Source organism: Gulosibacter hominis (genome assembly GCF_904842695.1).
In the GTDB taxonomy this organism is placed as follows: Bacteria; Actinomycetota; Actinomycetes; order Actinomycetales; family Microbacteriaceae; genus Gulosibacter; species Gulosibacter hominis.
Genome location: NZ_CAJGWQ010000001.1, coordinates 339,432 through 356,061, shown reverse-complemented (window position 1 = coordinate 356,061; position 16,630 = coordinate 339,432). Strand labels below are relative to the sequence as shown.

Annotated in this window: 14 protein-coding genes; 13 read left to right on the top strand and 1 reads right to left on the bottom strand. The window is 62.1% G+C overall.

Annotated elements, in window-relative coordinates; all coding sequences use genetic code 11:
• Positions 1-13: 13 nt before the first annotated feature.
• The 10 genes from JMV54_RS01635 to JMV54_RS01590 all read left to right on the top strand — a co-directional run bounded on the left by JMV54_RS01635 (position 14) and on the right by JMV54_RS01590 (position 11,723).
• Positions 14-577 (top strand): F0F1 ATP synthase subunit B, encoded by a 564-nt coding sequence (locus JMV54_RS01635; protein WP_201517279.1) that lies wholly within the window; start codon positions 14-16, stop codon positions 575-577.
• On the top strand, positions 577-1,365 hold the full coding sequence (gene atpH, locus JMV54_RS01630; RefSeq protein ID WP_201517122.1) for an ATP synthase F1 subunit delta: 789 nt from the start codon (positions 577-579) through the stop codon (positions 1,363-1,365). The genes JMV54_RS01635 and atpH overlap by 1 nt, the downstream gene beginning before the upstream one ends.
• An 80-nt stretch (positions 1,366-1,445) precedes the next feature.
• Positions 1,446-3,089 carry a F0F1 ATP synthase subunit alpha gene (atpA, locus tag JMV54_RS01625; RefSeq protein WP_201517121.1) on the top strand — a complete coding sequence of 548 codons (1,644 nt, stop codon included), beginning with the start codon at positions 1,446-1,448 and terminating at the stop codon, positions 3,087-3,089.
• A gap of 34 nt (positions 3,090-3,123) precedes the next feature.
• On the top strand, positions 3,124-4,020 hold the full coding sequence (locus JMV54_RS01620; RefSeq protein WP_201517120.1) for a F0F1 ATP synthase subunit gamma: 897 nt from the start codon (positions 3,124-3,126) through the stop codon (positions 4,018-4,020).
• 32 nt (positions 4,021-4,052) lie between these two features.
• Positions 4,053-5,519 carry a F0F1 ATP synthase subunit beta gene (gene atpD / locus JMV54_RS01615; RefSeq protein WP_201517119.1) on the top strand — a complete coding sequence of 489 codons (1,467 nt, stop codon included), beginning with the start codon at positions 4,053-4,055 and terminating at the stop codon, positions 5,517-5,519.
• Between the two features lie 3 nt (positions 5,520-5,522).
• Positions 5,523-5,798 carry a F0F1 ATP synthase subunit epsilon gene (locus JMV54_RS01610; protein ID WP_201517118.1) on the top strand — a complete coding sequence of 92 codons (276 nt, stop codon included), beginning with the start codon at positions 5,523-5,525 and terminating at the stop codon, positions 5,796-5,798.
• A complete protein-coding gene (locus JMV54_RS01605) occupies positions 5,795-6,562 on the top strand; it encodes a YaaA family protein (RefSeq protein ID WP_201517117.1) in 768 nt (255 codons plus the stop codon). Before JMV54_RS01610 ends, JMV54_RS01605 begins: the two co-directional genes overlap by 4 nt.
• Before the next feature lie 157 nt (positions 6,563-6,719).
• Positions 6,720-7,433 carry a DUF5684 domain-containing protein gene (locus tag JMV54_RS01600; protein WP_201517116.1) on the top strand — a complete coding sequence of 238 codons (714 nt, stop codon included), beginning with the start codon at positions 6,720-6,722 and terminating at the stop codon, positions 7,431-7,433.
• 142 nt (positions 7,434-7,575) lie between these two features.
• Positions 7,576-8,778: a DUF4192 family protein gene (locus JMV54_RS01595; RefSeq protein WP_201517115.1), complete on the top strand. Its 1,203-nt coding sequence runs from the start codon at positions 7,576-7,578 to the stop codon at positions 8,776-8,778.
• Complete coding sequence (locus JMV54_RS01590; RefSeq protein ID WP_201517114.1) at positions 8,775-11,723, top strand: FtsK/SpoIIIE domain-containing protein; 2,949 nt, start codon at positions 8,775-8,777, stop codon at positions 11,721-11,723. Before JMV54_RS01595 ends, JMV54_RS01590 begins: the two co-directional genes overlap by 4 nt.
• A 23-nt stretch (positions 11,724-11,746) precedes the next feature.
• On the opposite strand, the gene JMV54_RS01585 is transcribed toward JMV54_RS01590, so the two are convergent.
• Positions 11,747-12,769, bottom strand: a complete 1,023-nt coding sequence (locus JMV54_RS01585) for an asparaginase (RefSeq protein ID WP_338085370.1) — start codon at positions 12,767-12,769, stop codon at positions 11,747-11,749.
• A gap of 147 nt (positions 12,770-12,916) precedes the next feature.
• Here JMV54_RS01585 and dxr point away from each other — a divergent pair, with 147 nt between their 5' ends.
• The 3 genes from dxr to ispG all read left to right on the top strand — a co-directional run bounded on the left by dxr (position 12,917) and on the right by ispG (position 16,561).
• Positions 12,917-14,005 (top strand): 1-deoxy-D-xylulose-5-phosphate reductoisomerase, encoded by a 1,089-nt coding sequence (gene dxr / locus JMV54_RS01580; RefSeq protein ID WP_201517277.1) that lies wholly within the window; start codon positions 12,917-12,919, stop codon positions 14,003-14,005.
• 11 nt (positions 14,006-14,016) lie between these two features.
• A complete protein-coding gene (locus tag JMV54_RS01575) occupies positions 14,017-15,351 on the top strand; it encodes a M50 family metallopeptidase (RefSeq protein WP_201517113.1) in 1,335 nt (444 codons plus the stop codon).
• Between the two features lie 64 nt (positions 15,352-15,415).
• The gene (gene ispG / locus JMV54_RS01570) at positions 15,416-16,561 is read left to right on the top strand and encodes a flavodoxin-dependent (E)-4-hydroxy-3-methylbut-2-enyl-diphosphate synthase (RefSeq protein ID WP_201517112.1); all 1,146 of its coding nucleotides are present in this window, start codon (positions 15,416-15,418) and stop codon (positions 16,559-16,561) included.
• Positions 16,562-16,630: the final 69 nt, after the last annotated feature.

The window sequence follows — 16,630 nt, the reverse complement described above, 5'->3', positions numbered from 1 at the left end:
CGGAGTGAGCATCATGAACTACGACATCATTCTCGCAGCCGAGAACGGCGAGAAGTTCGGCTGGCAGCCGGACCTGCTGATCCCGGCGGCATACGACATCTTCTGGTCGCTTGTCGTGCTCGTGGTGCTCCTGCTTTTCTTCTGGAAGTTCGTCCTTCCCAAGCTGAACTCGGCTCTCGACGAGCGTGCCGCCAAGATCGAAGGCGGTATCGAAAAGGCAGCGGCCGTGCAGGCCGAAGCCGATGCTCGCAAGGATGAGTACGAACAGCTCCTGGCCGAAGCGCGTACCGAAGCGGCTGAAATCCGCGAAAAGGCACGTGCCGAGGGCGAGGCCATTAAGGCCGAGAAGAAGCAGGAGACCCAGGTTGAGCTCGACCGCATGACGAAATCGGCAAAGGACCAGATTGAGGCCGAACGTCAGGCCGCAGTGGTCTCGCTGCGTCAGGAAGTCGGCGCGCTCGCCCTCGACCTCGCTTCGGGCGTGGTTGGCGAGAACCTCTCCGACGACCAGCGTTCGAGCGCCTACGTCGACCGGTTCCTCAGCGACCTCGACCAGAAGGCGGGAACGACCAACTAATGGCTACGACCAGCAATCAGGCCCTCGTCGCCATCAAGCGCGAGGTCGACGGCTTTGGCCCCGGTGATGTAGCTGCCTCTCGGCAGCTGTTCGACGTGGCCGATTCGCTCGCGAACATCCGTGAGCTGGCCGGCGACCTCGCAGCTCGAGGCGTGGATGCGGCAAACAAGTCGGCGCTCGTTCAGCGTGCGTTCCCCGGTCTTGAGGCAGGCGCCAAGCGTGTGCTCGACACCGCGGTTGCGCAGCGCTGGGAAAGTGCTGATGAATTCACCGCAGCGGTGCAAGAGGCCGCGATCCGCGCCGTTGCGCAGGCCACTTCGAACCACGCCCAGCTCGTCAGCGAACTGAACAGCTTCAGCGACACGGTCACCTCCAACGGTGAACTCGAACTCACAATCGGGTCACGCCTGGGTAGCTCCGAAGCCAAAGTTCAGCTGGTTGAGCGACTGTTCGGCAGCCGACTCGGCGAAGACTCGCTACGCATCCTGCGTTCGCTCGTGCGTAACCCCGGCGGTCACCGTCCGCGTCGTTTTGTGCAGCGAGCAATTGCCGCTGTTGCTGACCAGGCAAACCGCCAGGTAGCAACGGTGACCACTGCTCGCCCGCTTGGAGCGTCGCAGCTTGAGCGCCTTGAAGCTGGTCTGTCTGCCCGCTTCGGTCGCACGGTTGCTATCAACCAGGTCATCGACCCCTCGGTAATCGGTGGGGTGCGTGTGGAACTCGGTGACGAGGTCATCGACGACACCGCCGCAGCGCGAATCCACGACCTCCGCCTTCAGCTCGCGTAGCGAACGGTTACGACCGAGGGGCTCGGCCCCCACAACATGGGAAGAACCTAGGGGCTTAGCCCCGACGACAAGGGAAGAAAATGTCAGAACTTACGATCAATCCGGACGAGATCCGCGTCGCGCTCAGCGAATTCGCGAACTCGTACCGTCCGCAGGGTGCGACGGCGACCGAAGTCGGCACGGTGATCAGCGCTGCTGACGGTATCGCGCGTATCGAGGGCCTGCCCTCGGTAATGGCGAACGAGCTCATTCGCTTCGCCGACGGTACGCTCGGTCTCGCGCAGAACCTCGAAGAAGACGTAATCGGCGCCATCGTGCTCGGCCCCTTCGGCGGCATCGTCGAAGGTATGGAAGTTACCCGCACCGGCGAGGTGCTCTCGGTGCCGGTGGGCGAGGGGTACCTCGGCCGCGTGGTCGACCCGCTGGGCCAGCCGATCGACGGCCTCGGTGAAATCACCGGTATCGAAGGCCGCCGTGCCCTCGAGCTCCAGGCCCCCGGCGTTATGGACCGCAAGTCGGTGCACGAGCCGCTCGAGACCGGTATCAAGGCCATCGACGCGATGATCCCCGTTGGGCGCGGTCAGCGTCAGCTGATCATCGGTGACCGCCAGACCGGTAAGACCGCTATCGCCATCGACGCGATCATCAACCAGAAGGCGAACTGGGAGTCGGGCGACCCGACCAAGCAGGTTCGCTGCATCTACGTCGCCATCGGTCAGAAGGGCTCGACCATCGCCGCCGTGCGCGGTGCGCTCGAAGAGGCAGGCGCCCTCGAGTACACCACCATCGTGGCTTCGCCCGCATCCGACCCCGCCGGCTTCAAGTACCTTTCGGCCTACACCGGTTCGGCAATCGGTCAGCACTGGATGTACAACGGCAAGCACGTGCTCATCGTGTTTGACGACCTGTCGAAGCAGGCTGAAGCCTACCGTGCAGTTTCGCTGCTGCTGCGTCGTCCGCCGGGCCGTGAAGCCTACCCCGGTGACGTGTTCTACCTCCACTCGCGTCTGCTCGAGCGTTGCGCGAAGCTCTCGGATGAGCGCGGCGCGGGTTCGATGACCGGTCTGCCGATCATCGAGACCAAGGCAAACGACGTTTCGGCATACATCCCCACCAACGTGATTTCGATCACCGACGGTCAGATCTTCCTGCAGTCTGACCTCTTCCTTGCCAACCAGCGCCCGGCTGTTGACGTGGGTATTTCGGTGTCGCGTGTTGGTGGTGCCGCACAGCGCAAGCACATCAAGAAGGTCTCGGGTACGCTCAAGCTCGAGCTGGCCCAGTACCGCGACCTCGCGGCCTTCTCGATGTTCGCATCCGACCTCGACGCTGCAACCAAACGTCAGCTTGAGCGCGGTGCCCGCCTCACCGAGCTGCTGCGCCAGCCGCAGTACTCGCCGTACCCCATCGAAGAACAGGTCGTTTCGATCTGGGCCGGTACCAACGGCAAGCTCGATGAAGTGCCGGTAGAGGACGTGCTGCGTTTTGAAGCCGAGATGCTCGACTACCTCAAGCGCAACACCTCGGTGCTCGACGACCTGCGCAACAGCGGCAAGCTCGAGGACGAAACCAAGTCGGCGATGGAATCAGCCATCGACGAGTTCTCGAAGACCTTCCAGAAGTCGGACGGTAAGCCGCTGTTCTCGGTCGGAACCGAAGAATTTGACGCAACCGACGAGGAAGACGTCAATCAGGAGCAGATCGTTACCGGGAAGCGCCGCTAGGCGCCACCCGGGTTACTGAGAGACCAGGAGAACCATGGGAGCACAGCTTCGCGAATATCGGGCGAAGATTAAATCCGCCCAGACGATGCAAAAGGTCACGAGCGCTATGGAGCTCATCGCGACCTCGCGCATCAACAAGGCGCGCGCCCGCATGGAAGCTTCGAACCCGTACACCCGTGCAGTTACGCAGGCAGTGTCGGCGGCGGCTACCTACGCCGACGACATCGACCACGTGCTGCTCACCGAGCCCGAGCAGGTTCGCCGTGCGGCGATCGTGCTCTTCACCAGCGATCGCGGCCTCAACGGCGCCTTCTCGCACAACGTGCTGAAGGAAGCCGAAGAGCTCACGACCCTGCTCCGCGAGCAGGGCAAGGAAGTTGTCTACTATCTCGTCGGCCGCAAGGCTGTCGGATATTTCACCTTCCGTGAGCGCAGCTTCGACCGTGACTGGACCGGCTCGACCGAAAAGCCAGAGTTCACCACCGCCAAAGAAATCGGCGAAGAGCTGGTGGACCGGTTTACAACCTCGTATGAAGATGGCGGCGTAGAGGAGATTCACTTCATCTACAACCGCTTCATCAACATGGTGCGCCAGGAACCCACCGTGGTTCGTCTGCTGCCCCTCGAGGTTGTAGAGGGTGGCGAGGAGCCTCAGAACGATGAGCTCTACCCGCTTTACGAGTTCGAACCCACGCCGGAGGCAGTGCTGGATGCGCTGCTGCCCGTCTACATCCAAGCGCGACTGTTCAATGCCATGCTGCACTCGGCCGCCTCAGAGCAGGCCGCACGTCAGCGGGCAATGAAGTCGGCATCGGACAACGCTAAAGAACTGGTGCGTGACTACACGCGTCTGGCAAACAACGCGCGCCAGGCCGAAATTACGCAGCAGATTACTGAGATCGTGAGCGGCGCGGACGCGCTCGCTTCGTAACCCGCGCCAACCACGAAGAAAAAGGAATGCACATGACGACGAATGCGACGTACGAGCAGCAGGCAGGTACCAAGCCTGCCGGCGTCGGCCGCATCGCTCGCGTTACGGGCCCGGTGGTCGACATCGAGTTCCCGCACGACGCGATGCCCGGCATCTACAACGCCCTCACCACCGAGGTGAGCATGGGGGAGGAATCCTTCAAGCTCACACTCGAGGTGGCACAGCACCTCGGCGACGACATGGTTCGTGCCATCGCGATGAAGCCGACTGACGGCCTCGTTCGCGGTCAGGAAGTTGTTGACACCGGCGCACCCATCTCGGTGCCCGTTGGTGACGTCACCAAGGGCAAGGTGTTCAACGTTACCGGTGACGTGCTCAACGACTCGATGATCACCGAGCCCTACGAGATCACCGAGCGTTGGCCCATCCACCGCGACCCGCCGGCATTCGACCAGCTTGAGTCGAAGACCGAAATGTTCGAGACCGGTATTAAGGTCATCGACCTGCTCACCCCCTACGTGCAGGGTGGAAAGATCGGTCTGTTCGGTGGTGCCGGTGTCGGTAAGACCGTTCTGATCCAGGAAATGATCACCCGTGTGGCACGCGACCACGGTGGTGTGTCGGTGTTCGCCGGTGTTGGTGAGCGTACCCGTGAGGGTAACGACCTGATTTTCGAGATGGAAGAAGCCGGGGTGCTCGACAAGACCGCCCTGGTGTTCGGCCAGATGGATGAGCCGCCGGGGACGCGTCTGCGCATCGCGCTGACCGGTCTGACCATGGCGGAATACTTCCGTGACGTTCAGCAGCAGGACGTGCTGCTGTTCATCGACAACATCTTCCGTTTCACCCAGGCAGGTTCGGAGGTGTCGACCCTGCTGGGCCGTATGCCTTCGGCTGTGGGTTACCAGCCCAACCTGGCCGACGAGATGGGTATTCTCCAGGAGCGCATCACCTCGACGCGCGGTCACGCCATCACCTCGATGCAGGCCATTTACGTGCCCGCCGACGACTACACCGACCCGGCTCCGGCAACCACCTTCGCCCACCTCGACGCCACCACCGAGCTCTCGCGTGCGATTGCTTCGCGTGGTCTGTACCCCGCGGTCGACCCGCTGGCCTCGACCAGCCGCATCCTCGACCCGCAGTACGTGGGTGAAGAGCACTACCGCGTCGCCACGACGGTGAAGAAGATCCTCCAGAAGAACAAGGAGCTTCAGGAGATCATCGCCATCCTCGGTGTTGACGAGCTCTCGGAAGAAGACAAGATTACTGTGGCCCGCGCACGCCGTATCCAGCAGTACCTGTCGCAGAACACCTACACCGCGATTCAGTTCACCGGTGTTGAGGGTTCGACCGTGCCTGTCAAGGACACGATCGAGGCATTCGACGCGATCTGCCGCGGCGACTTCGACCACATCCCCGAACAGTGCTTCTACAACGTGGGGCCGATCGAGGACGTGCTCGAAAAGTACGCCGAACTGCAGAAAGAACTGGGCTAGTTTATGGCGACCGCACCGAACACGCTGCACGTCAACGTCACCAACGCCACCGAGCAGGTGTGGGAAGGCGAAGCCACCATGGTTTCGGCCTTCACCACCGAGGGGTCGATCGGTATTCTTCCCGGTCACAGCCCCGTGCTCGCCGCCCTCGCGAAGGGTGAGGTGCGGGTGAAAGCAGTTGACGGCACCGAGATTACGGCGCAGGCAGACGACGGGTTCCTGTCGGTTGCTGGCGACCAGGTCACGGTCATCGCCGGTGAGGCGCTCGTTTCAGAGTGACCTCGCAACTGCTCCTGCTGCTACCGCCGTCCGAAACAAAATCGGACGGCGGTAGCCGCGTTTCCACAAACATTCAGCCCGACGACCCTCAGCTGCGCGCCATCGGTGAGAAGGTGCGCGACGATCTCATCGAATTGAGCTCGGGTGATGCCGAGCTTGCCGCAAAAGCGTTGAAAATTTCTGCTCGTCAAGCCGAAAAAGAGCTCGCGAGAAACCGCCAACTTCTCAACGCTGAAGTGAAACCGGCCGCGCAGCGGTACACGGGAGTGCTCTATGACGCGCTTGATGCCGGTTCGCTGGATGACGCTGCCAGGCAGTGGCTCGACAGTCACGTGCTGATTCAATCGGCGCTATACGGGCCCGTCTCCGCCGGATCAGCAATTGCGGCATACCGGCTGTCGTATAACTCCAAACTGCCCGGCGCATCCCTGCGAGAACGCTGGTCCGAAGCCGTAACGGCCTATCTGTCCGAACATCAGGGCCCGATTCTCGATCTGCGGTCAAAAGGGTACGTGACGCTCGGCCCGCTACCCACAGACCGAGACGATGCCGTCTGGGCCGATGTTGTTGAGGCGCTGCCGAACGGCGAGTTCCGGTCGCTCAACCACTTCAATAAGCGCGCGAAGGGTTTGCTCGTGCGTAAACTCGCTGAGCGCCATGACCGCATCACCAGTCTCGAAGAGCTGCGTGAAGCGCTCGAGCCCGAGTTTGTTGTGGAACACATCGGCCAACAGCAAGTGCGTGTGGTGGTGCGTCCGAACTGAGCGCGGCCCTCGTGTGTCGGCTGGTTGGTCGATGACCGGAAGCATCGACATAGTCCGAGCGATGGATATTCGCAAAAAATCTTCCGAGTTAACCCGGGATGGAGTCTCGATCTCTAAGCTTTTGAACGACTGCTTCGACTGAGCAAGGAGAATCGTAATGAGAACTGATCTGGATGCCATGTATGGAGGTGGGTTTTTCGCGCTCATCGCCTCGATGTTCGCGTTCATCCTCATTTTCGGCGTTATCGTCTATGTGATTTCATCGCTGCTGCTGATGAAAATCTACGCGAAAATGGGGATCGAGGGCTGGAAAGCCTGGGTGCCCATCTACAACATGTGGGTATTCCTTGAAGCGGGTGCATATCCGGGCTGGCTGTCACTGCTGACCTTTGTACCGTTTGCAAACATCGTCGCGGTTGTGTTCATCGTCATGGCGGCCTACCGCATCGGTGAGGGATTCGGAAAAGATGGCGCCTGGATCGTGCTGTTCATCTTCTTGCCAATTGTCTGGTACGCCATCATTGCGTTCGACAGCAGCCAGTGGCGCGGCCTGCCCGGTGGCCTCATGAGCGGCCCCAGCGCGGCTGCGGCGAACCGCGGGATGCAGGCCGGCGCTTATGCATATGCCGGCCAACCCGGTTACGGCCAAGCTGGCGGTTACGGCCAGCAACCGGGCGCTCAGCCCCAGCAGCCTTACGGCAGCCAGTCCTATGGGGCTCAGGCATACGGGCAGCAGCCCGGCCAACCGCAGTATGGCGGTCAGCCTACCCAGGCGCCGGGCCAGCAGGCATCCTCAACCCCCTACGGTCAATCGCCGCAAGCTCCGGGACAGCAGCCCGGTGCGCAGCAGGGCGACCAGCCGAGCAACTAGCTCGCAGTGATTGATGCGCAGTAGCGGGATCGGTTTCGGCCGGTCCCGCTACTGAGTTTCCACAGGTGGCTGCGCACGCAACTATCCCCAGAGACCTCTTTTTCGCGGGCACGCATCTGTGCGGGCACCTAGCTTTGCTGCCATGAACAGCAACACGCGAACCCTCCGCAACCCCGTTGAAGTCCTGACCACAATCCCCGAACTGTGCGGGTTCATGCCCGTCGAATCGCTCGTCGTACTGCCGTTTAGCGAAAAATACGGTGGTGCCGTGATGCGTATCGACCTGCCCGCATTCGAACACGAATTTGAAATGTATGCGGCCGCGGTCGCCGCAAATCTCACCCGCTTCCACGACATTACCCAGGTCGCAATCGCGATTTATACGCACCGCCCGCTCGGGCTCGATGAAACACCCTACGAAAAGCTGATTGCGGCGCTGATCGCGGTCTGTGATGTGACGGCTATCGAAGTGGCAACCGTATTGGTGCACGCATCCGATGGCTGGTGTGAATATGGTGGCTCGCGAAGCGGCACGATCGAAAGCCTGCAACACGACCACGATTTGCTGGCACAATCGCCAACAGCGCGACTGCAAATTCAACCCGCGGCTGTCGAAGCACGTGACGAACTTGCTCAACTGCTGCACATGGTTGACGAGGTGATGCCGCGCCTGCATCCGTTTGAGCTGCTCGAAACCTGGGATGAACTCGAGCTGGCCGCGGCGGTTGAAGAACTCGACGAATATGTGCTGCGATTGGCGGTGGTCGTCAGCGGGCTGCGCTCGGTCGCGCTCACCGGTCTGCTCTTGCACCACATCGGATACGGCGCAGAGGCGGTGAACGAGCTGCTCGCGGTCTACCTGCTGCACTCGAGGGCACAGCGGGGCCAGCCCGGAGACGCAGCGCTCGAGGGGTGGTGGACACAGGGGTTCCAGTGCGGCCGCGAAGAGGATGCGCCACACACCGACGAAGCCTCGGAGTGGTCAGCCGCCAGCGACTTTTTGCAGGCAGCCATCGACCGGGTGGCTATTGAAGCGGTTGATCTCGACCGCTGTGAACGGGCAACGCGACTTTTGCGACAGCTGGCCGCGCATCTCGAAAATGACCGACGCGCTGATGTGCTGTCAGTGCTCGCCTGGACACACTGGGCAAGCGGAAACCTCACCGCCGCCGACTATTACGCACAGCAGGTGCTGCGCAGCGATCAGACGCACCCGCTCGCCATCGAAATTGATGACCTGTGTGCGCGGGCGGTGCTGCCGGGTTGGATCGGCAGCACCGGATGCGCCGGCGGAGTGCGCGATGCTGACCTGCACGATCTGATCGCCAACGACCCGCTGACGTGACCGTGCCCGCAGCAGCTACCCGAGTGCATCCGGCCACAGCCGAGTTCGAACAGTCCACGAGCGAACTGGTGCTGCGTCACCACCACGAGCAGCCAGCCGAAGGTATGGTTGCCGAAACACCGGCGGCCGCGGTGGAACCACCCATCCGGCTTCCGAGTGCACCGGTACCTCCTGAACCGCAGCAGCTTCCCGCAATCGCGATGATCGCGCCGATGGTGCTTGGGCTCACGCTATTTTTCGTCATCGGCAGCCCGTATTTGCTCATGTTCATGCTTTTCGGGCCGGTGCTAATGCTGGCCCAGACATTTGACCGAAAAATCGGTGGTCGGCGCCGGATGCGGCGCAAACGCGCCGAGTTCGAAGCCGAGCTTGAGCGTGTCGAGACAGAAGTGGTTGCTGCACACCAACGGCTTCGCGCCCGAGCCCGTGCTGCGCATCCACTTGCCCGCGATCTACTGACCTGCGAGCTGCTGCCGAACACCGAAGGCGCTGTGGTTGTGGGAACCACGACCGTGCCGAGCGAGCTGCGAATCGAAGGTAGCGGTCAGGACGACCCCGATTGCGAACGGGTGCGGCGCGCAGCTCAGCAACTTACGGGGGCACCACTCGCGGTGACCGCAGCCGCCATTGCGGTGACCGGTGCCGAATCGGTCATGTACGGCGCCGCATATGCACTTATCGTGCAGCGGGCTCATCACGCCCCTGGAAAAACGATCAACCTCGCGGGTGAGGCGTTCGATCCACTGGCGCGGCAATTGCGCAGCTGGGGAGTGCGGGTGAAGTGGCAGCGGCACTATCGACCGGATGCATCCGAACCGTTTTTGATTGCCGCCAGCGGCCCGTTACCGGATGCGGTGAGCCTGATGGTGCGCACCGATGGCAGCGCCGTGGTGCAGTGGCCCGACGGCAAACGGGTGGCTGCTCGCGCCGAAACAATCGGGGTGCTCGAACTTCGCCAGTGGCTGCAGCGGGTTGTGGTGCCGGCGCAGCGCCAGGCGGATGAACGTCAGGCAGCGATCCCCGACAGCTGCGAACTAAACCCGATGCTGTGTGGCAGCGGAGCGGGATCGAGCGCCACTGAACTCGCGGCGCAATTTGCGATAGCAGCATCCGGGCCGCTGGTAATTGACCTGGTGCGTGACGGACCCCACGCGGTTATCGGCGGTACCACCGGTTCGGGGAAAAGCGAGCTGCTGGTGGCCTGGGTCACCGCGCTTGCCGATCGCTACAGCGCCGAATCCTGCCAGTTTCTTTGCCTCGACTTCAAGGGCGGGGCGACCTTCGATGCGGTGCAGCAATTGCCGCACTGCGTGGGTATTGTCACCGATCTCGACGAGGGTGAAGCGCTGCGTGTTCTCGCCAGCCTGCAGGCAGAACTCAAACGCCGCGAGCACTGCCTACGGCAACTGGGCGTGCGAGATATTGCCGAGGCGCAGGGGCGGCTCGCGCGGCTGGTGGTGTTTGTCGACGAATACCAGGCGCTTGTGACCGATCACCCGCAGCTCACCGAAGTGTTCGCCGATATTGGGTCGCGAGGTCGGAGCCTCGGCATCCACCTGGTGCTGTGCACGCAGCGGCCCACAGGGGTGTTTCGCGAAGCACTTTTGGCAAACTGTGCCCTGCGCCTGAGCCTTCGCGTGGAACAGCCCATTGATTCACGCACGCTTCTCGGTATCGAAGATGCGGCTGAACTGCCCATCACCCCGCGCGGGCGCATGCTCTATCGCATTGGTAGCGGCAGTGTTGGTACCGCGCAGGTGGCTCGAGCGACCGCGGTGGACATTGCTGAGGTTGCGGCCCGCGAAAACCATCGTCGGCGCAGTGAGTGCCTACCCGAAATAGTGCGCCCCTGGCAGCCAGCGCTCGGCAACGATATTCCCCAGCGGGGCACCACTTGGGCTACTGCCGACCAACCCGAGCAGCAGCGGCAGTGGCAGCTTGAGCTACCAAGACCGGGTGACCACGCCTTGATTGTGGGAGCGCCGAGGTCGGGTAAGTCGACCGCGCTGGCGAGTATGGCGCGTGCGGCGGCCGCGGCGCGGCGGCCGGTGCGCTGGGTGGGGCACAGCGCCGAAAATGCCTACGAGCTTCTGGCCCAGTTGCCAACCGCCAGTGCGGCCGGCGACCTGCTACTTATCGATGATTTGGATGCGCTTGAGCAGCAGCTTGAAGAACCGCACCGCACCGAATTGCTCGAGCGCATCACCCGGTTACTTCGGCAGCCGGGCGGTCACAGTGTGGTGTTTGCCAGTACGCGGCTTAACGGGTCACTACAGCGACTGGGCTCACTCATGAGTGCAGTGTTGCGGTTAGCAACGCACTCAAAACAGGAGTGGCTGCTGAACGGGGGCGAAACCCGTCATTTCAGCGGGCGCTTTGTGCCCGGCCGCGGCCGATGGCACGACCTGCTGGTGCAGGTACACAGCTGCCACAGCGAAACGGAATTGCAACAACGAGCGCCGGTGCTACGGCACAGTTCATTTGAAGTGCCGCAATCCGGCTGCGTCGTGGTGGCACGCCAAACCGATCGGCTATCACAGTGGTTTGCGGAGGCCGGCCACGATGTCAGCGGGGTGCCAAAACCCGGGGCGGCGATGCCAGCAGCGCCGGGCGAGCAGGTGCGAGTGGTGTCCGGTGCCCGGGTGCTTATCGGAGATCCCGAGCAGTGGCAGGGCACCTACGGGGCGCTGGCTCGCGAATCACGGCAGCGGCCGGTGCTCGCAATCGGCGTTGCCCCGGCGCAGTGGCGAACGTTTTTTCGTGATGATCCGCTACCACCACCCATCCTCGACCCGCGTGAATACGGGCTGTGGCGCACTCCGAACGGCAAATTTCGCCGGGTGCGATTGCGCGACGCATTACCGTGGCAGTTTTGTGAAGTCGATTGGGGCGAAACCGGCGTAATAGACCAGTTGGCGACCGAAACGGGCCGGCCATGCAAATGACAGGCCAGCAACCGCGATCAAAACTAGCGAGCGGGAAGCTCGACAGGAACACCGGCACCCACATTTACGTGCCCGACCACGCGGCCACCACCGCGCACCTCCAGGCCCAGATACGGCAGCACCTGCTCGGCCTGTTGCGGCGCAACGGCGCCCGCCGCAACGAGCAGCTGGAGCGCCACCAGCGGTGCACCGCGACCGGTGCCGTCGAGATATTTCAACGCCACCGACACACCTTCTCGGGTGGCGGCGACATACACCCCTTCGGCACCAAACTTTGCCATGATGCCGAGCTGCTCGATCAACACGGTATCGGGGCGACCGGCACCCGACATCGCGGTTGGATGCGCAATCACCGCATCCCGAATTTGTGCTGCGTGACGGAATATCGCAAACGGCGACGATTCTTGCGCGGTGGCGAAACGCGCCATACTGCGCGCCAACGCAACCAGCGGCATGGTGTGTACCGGGGCGCCACAACCGTCAACCGAGGTGTGGTCGATACGTCCACCACCAAATCGGCCCACGGTTTCAGCGACTCGGCGCTGCAGAGGATGCTCGGGGTCGAGATAGTTGTCGGTGGGCCATCCCGCTGCACGGCAGGCGGCAAGAAATGCCGCGTGCTTACCCGAACACTCCATATAGATCGGGGCGTTGGGTTCACCAGATCGAATTAGCGCGTCGCGGGCGGCGCGGTCGGCAGGCCAGGCGGGCGGGCACTGCAGCGCCGTCTCATCCAGCCCCGCGCGGCCGAGAATATCCCGAACCAGCGCCACATGCAGGGGAGTGCCGGAATGGCTGGCACAGGCGATCGCCAGATGCTCACCATCAAGCGGAGCACCCGCATCCAATGCGGCCAGCGTCTGCAAAAATTTCATGGTCGAACGCGGAAACACCGGTGTCGAGGTGTCACCAATAAGGGCGATCGGTTCGCCCTCGCCGTCAACCACCGCCGCCGAGCCGATATGCCGCGACTCGATGAAGCCGCCGCGCGAAACCGTCGCAAGCTCCACCGCATCCGCTGCCATGAAAGTTCCCGAACGTCCCACCGCGACACCGCCTCCTCAGCCACAGCCTCAACTACAAAAATCAATCGCTTCCAGTCGACCCGAACACACCGGGTTCTGCCACCGCAAGCGCACTGTCAGCCATGCTACGGCCTCGGCGGCGCTAACGTATGTGTCATGACTGAACAGTTGCGTCGCGTAGTGGTGCTCGGATCAACCGGCTCAATCGGCACCCAGACCCTCGAGATTGTGCGGGCAAACCCCGATCGCTTCGAGGTGGTGGCGCTCAGCGCCGGACGCAATGCCGAACAGCTCGCCGAACAGGCGGCGCAGTTCAACGTGCCCGCGGCGCACACCGCGCTGGGTGCGGATGCGGCCGAGCAGCTTGTGCGGGATGTGGACGCCGATGTGGTGGTGAACGGTATTACCGGCTCGGTGGGGCTGGGGCCGACGCTGGCCGCGCTCGAAACCGGTCGTACTTTGGCCCTTGCCAATAAAGAATCGCTCATCGTCGGGGCGCCGCTCGTGCGCAGGCTCGCGAATCCCGGCCAGATCGTTCCGGTTGATTCTGAACACTCGGCTCTAGCGCAGTGTCTCAGTGGCGGCAGCCGGTCCGAGGTGCGGCGACTCATTCTCACGGCCTCGGGCGGCCCGTTTCGGGGCAAAACACGGGCACAGCTGCGCGAGGTAACCCCGGCACAGGCGCTCGCGCATCCCACGTGGGATATGGGGCGGGTGGTGACCACCAACTCGGCCACCCTCGTTAATAAGGGGCTGGAGGTTATCGAGGCCCATGTGCTTTTTGACATCCCGTTTTCGCAGATCGATGTGGTGGTGCATCCGCAATCGATGATTCACTCGATGGTCGAGTATGTTGACGGCTCGATTTTGGCGCAGGTGTCGAACCCCGATATGCGGTTGCCGATCGCGCTGGCGCTTGACTGGCCCAAACGTGTGCCGGATGCGGTGCCGCCGGTTGATTTCACAAGTGCACACACCTGGACTTTTGAAGCTCCCGATCACGAAACTTTCCCGGCACTGCAGCTGGCGGCTCGGGTTGGCGAAGCTGGCGGGGGATACCCGGCGGTGTTCAATGCCGCGAACGAGGTGTGTGTGGATGCATTCCACGAGGGCGCGCTGGGCTTTGTCGAGATCGTCGACACAGTGGCGCGGGTAGTTGACCGCTATCAGCCAGCATCGGGTGAGATCACCCGCGAGTCACTGGCCGAAACCGAGCGCTGGGCGCGTGCCGAGGCGGCCCGGATCATTGCGGTTTAAGGTTGAACGCTGTGATTGATGTCATTGCGTTCATTATTGGAATCCTCATCGCGATTTTCGGTATCGCGCTGTCGATTGCGCTGCACGAATGCGGGCATCTGTATTTCGCGAAGCGCTTCAATGTGCTGACCACGCAATACATGATCGGGTTTGGTCCGACGCTCTGGTCAACAAAACGTGGTGAGACCGAATACGGTGTGAAAGCGATTCCGCTTGGCGGATACGTGCAGATGATCGGCATGTATCCGCCGGCACCGGGCGAGAAGGCCAAGGCGCGAGGCACCGGGATCCTCTCGCAATTCATCGAGGACGGTCGCCAGGCATCGGCCGAAACAATTCCGCCCGGGCAAGAGCATCGTGCGTTCTACCGCTTGCCGGTGTGGCAGCGGCTGCTGGTGATGTTTGGCGGACCGCTGATGAATTTCATCGTCGCCATCATTTGTTTTGTGATCGTCGCCAGCGGGTTCGGTGTGAATCAGCCATCGCTGACGCTCGAATCGGTGTACCGCTGCGTGGTTCCGGCCGGCCAAGAAGCAACCGCTGACCCCGATTCGTGCGAAACACCATCTCCGGCATACGCGGCGGGGCTGCGCCCCGGCGACACCCTGGTAAGGATTGACTCCGAATATCCCGGCTCGTGGGATGAGGTGCAGCAGATCATTCGCGAGTCAGCCGGTAAAGACCTCAAACTCCAGTACACGCGCGAGGGCGTAATTCATGAGACAGTGCTGCATCCCGAACCAACCCAGCGCTATGTTTTTGACGAGGTCACTGGCAGCCAGGTGAAAGATGACGCCGGCAAACCGGTGCTCGAAACGGTCGGTTTTGTGGGCTTCGGTTCGCGGTTCGAAAAAGTGCACGAATCGCCCTATTACGCCGGTGAAATGTTTGTGCAGCAGTCGCGCGCGGTGGTGAATGTGATCATCACCATGCCGCAGCGGGTGGTTGAGATGTTCCAGGCAGGCTTTCTCGGCGCCGAACGCGATCCGAACGGGCCCGTGAGCGTGGTTGGTGTCGGGGTGATTACCGGTCAGATCGCGCAGCTGCACGATGTGTCAATTGCCGATCGCGCTGCCACCATGATCGGCATGGTCGGCTCTGTGAACGTTGCGCTCGGGTTGATGAACCTGATTCCGCTGCCGCCGCTTGATGGCGGGCATATTGCAGCGGCGCTGTGGGATGGCCTGCGCAAGTGGTGGGCGCGGCTGCGGCGCCGTCCCGACCCGGCGCCGTTTGACTCGGCAAAACTCTTGCCGGTCACGATCGTGGTGGCGGGGCTGCTGATGCTGATCGGTGCGCTGTTTATTTTCACCGATATCGTCAACCCCATCCGGCTGTTTGAATAGTGTTCGTGACGGCGCGCACCGAGTCGGTGCGGTCTGTCAGGCAGTCCCGTCGTAAACTCGTAGCGTGTCTGCAGTAAATCTCGGTATGCCCAAGGTCCCCGAAGTGATCACCCCGCGCCGCAAGACGCGCAAGGTGAAACTCGGCTCGCTGTATGTCGGTGGCGATGCACCCATCACGGTGCAGTCGATGACCACCACCCCGACCACTGACATCAACGCCACTTTGCAGCAGATCGCCGAACTCACGGCCGCTGGCTGCGATATTGTGCGTGTTGCTGTGCCCAGCCGGGATGACGCCGAGGCGCTGCCGATCATTGCGAAAAAGAGCCCGATTCCGGTGATCGCGGATATTCACTTCCAGCCGAACTATGTTTTCCAGGCGATCGATGCCGGTTGCGCCGGGGTGCGCGTGAACCCGGGCAATATTCGCAAGTTTGACGACCGGGTGGGTGAGATCGCCAAGGCCGCGTCCGATGCCGGTGTGGCGCTGCGAATCGGTGTCAACGCGGGCTCGCTCGAGCCGTCGCTGCTGCAAAAATATGGCCGCCCCACCGCGGAAGCACTCGTTGAGTCGGCGGTGTGGGAGGCGAGCCTGTTTGAAGAGCACGGCTTCCACGACTTCGGTATTTCGGTGAAACACAACGACCCGGTGGTCATGGTGAATGCATACCGGATGCTTTCAGAGCGCGGCGACTGGCCGCTGCACCTCGGTGTGACCGAGGCCGGGCCCGCCTTCCAGGGCACCATCAAATCGGCGGTGGCATTCGGTTCGCTGCTGGGTGACGGAATTGGCGACACGATTCGCGTTTCGCTCTCGGCTCCACCGGTTGAAGAGGTGAAGGTGGGGCTGGCGATTTTGCGCTCGCTGAATCTGCGCGAACGCAAGCTCGAGATTGTTTCGTGTCCGTCGTGTGGCCGCGCGCAGGTGGATGTGTACACCCTCGCCAATTCAGTTGAAGAGGGATTGAAACACCTCACCGTCCCGATTCGCGTCGCGGTAATGGGATGCATTGTGAATGGTCCGGGAGAGGCCCGCGAAGCCGACCTTGGGGTCGCCTCGGGTAACGGTAAGGGGCAGATTTTTATCAAGGGTGAGGTCATCAAAACCGTGCCTGAATCGGAGATCGTACCGACCCTCATCGCAGAGGCTGAGCGCATTGCCGCCGAAATGCCACCGGGGTCTGAAGGCTCACCAGAAATCATCGCGTAACCTGGGCGGCATGCATTCGCCTTCTGAACGTCCCAACGGCGCCTTTTCGGCATACCAGCAACAGTGGCA

Bases quoted from the DNA above. Each gene is read 5' to 3' on its own strand.
- JMV54_RS01600 (WP_201517116.1), top strand. From the start codon at position 6,720: ATGAGAACTGATCTGGATGCCATGTATGGAGGTGGGTTTTTCGCGCTC.
- JMV54_RS01595 (WP_201517115.1), top strand. From the start codon at position 7,576: ATGAACAGCAACACGCGAACCCTCCGCAACCCCGTTGAAGTCCTGACC.
- atpD (WP_201517119.1), top strand. From the start codon at position 4,053: ATGACGACGAATGCGACGTACGAGCAGCAGGCAGGTACCAAGCCTGCC.
- atpH (WP_201517122.1), top strand. From the start codon at position 577: ATGGCTACGACCAGCAATCAGGCCCTCGTCGCCATCAAGCGCGAGGTC.
- atpA (WP_201517121.1), top strand. From the start codon at position 1,446: ATGTCAGAACTTACGATCAATCCGGACGAGATCCGCGTCGCGCTCAGC.
- JMV54_RS01635 (WP_201517279.1), top strand. From the start codon at position 14: ATGAACTACGACATCATTCTCGCAGCCGAGAACGGCGAGAAGTTCGGC.
- JMV54_RS01610 (WP_201517118.1), top strand. From the start codon at position 5,523: ATGGCGACCGCACCGAACACGCTGCACGTCAACGTCACCAACGCCACC.
- JMV54_RS01620 (WP_201517120.1), top strand. From the start codon at position 3,124: ATGGGAGCACAGCTTCGCGAATATCGGGCGAAGATTAAATCCGCCCAG.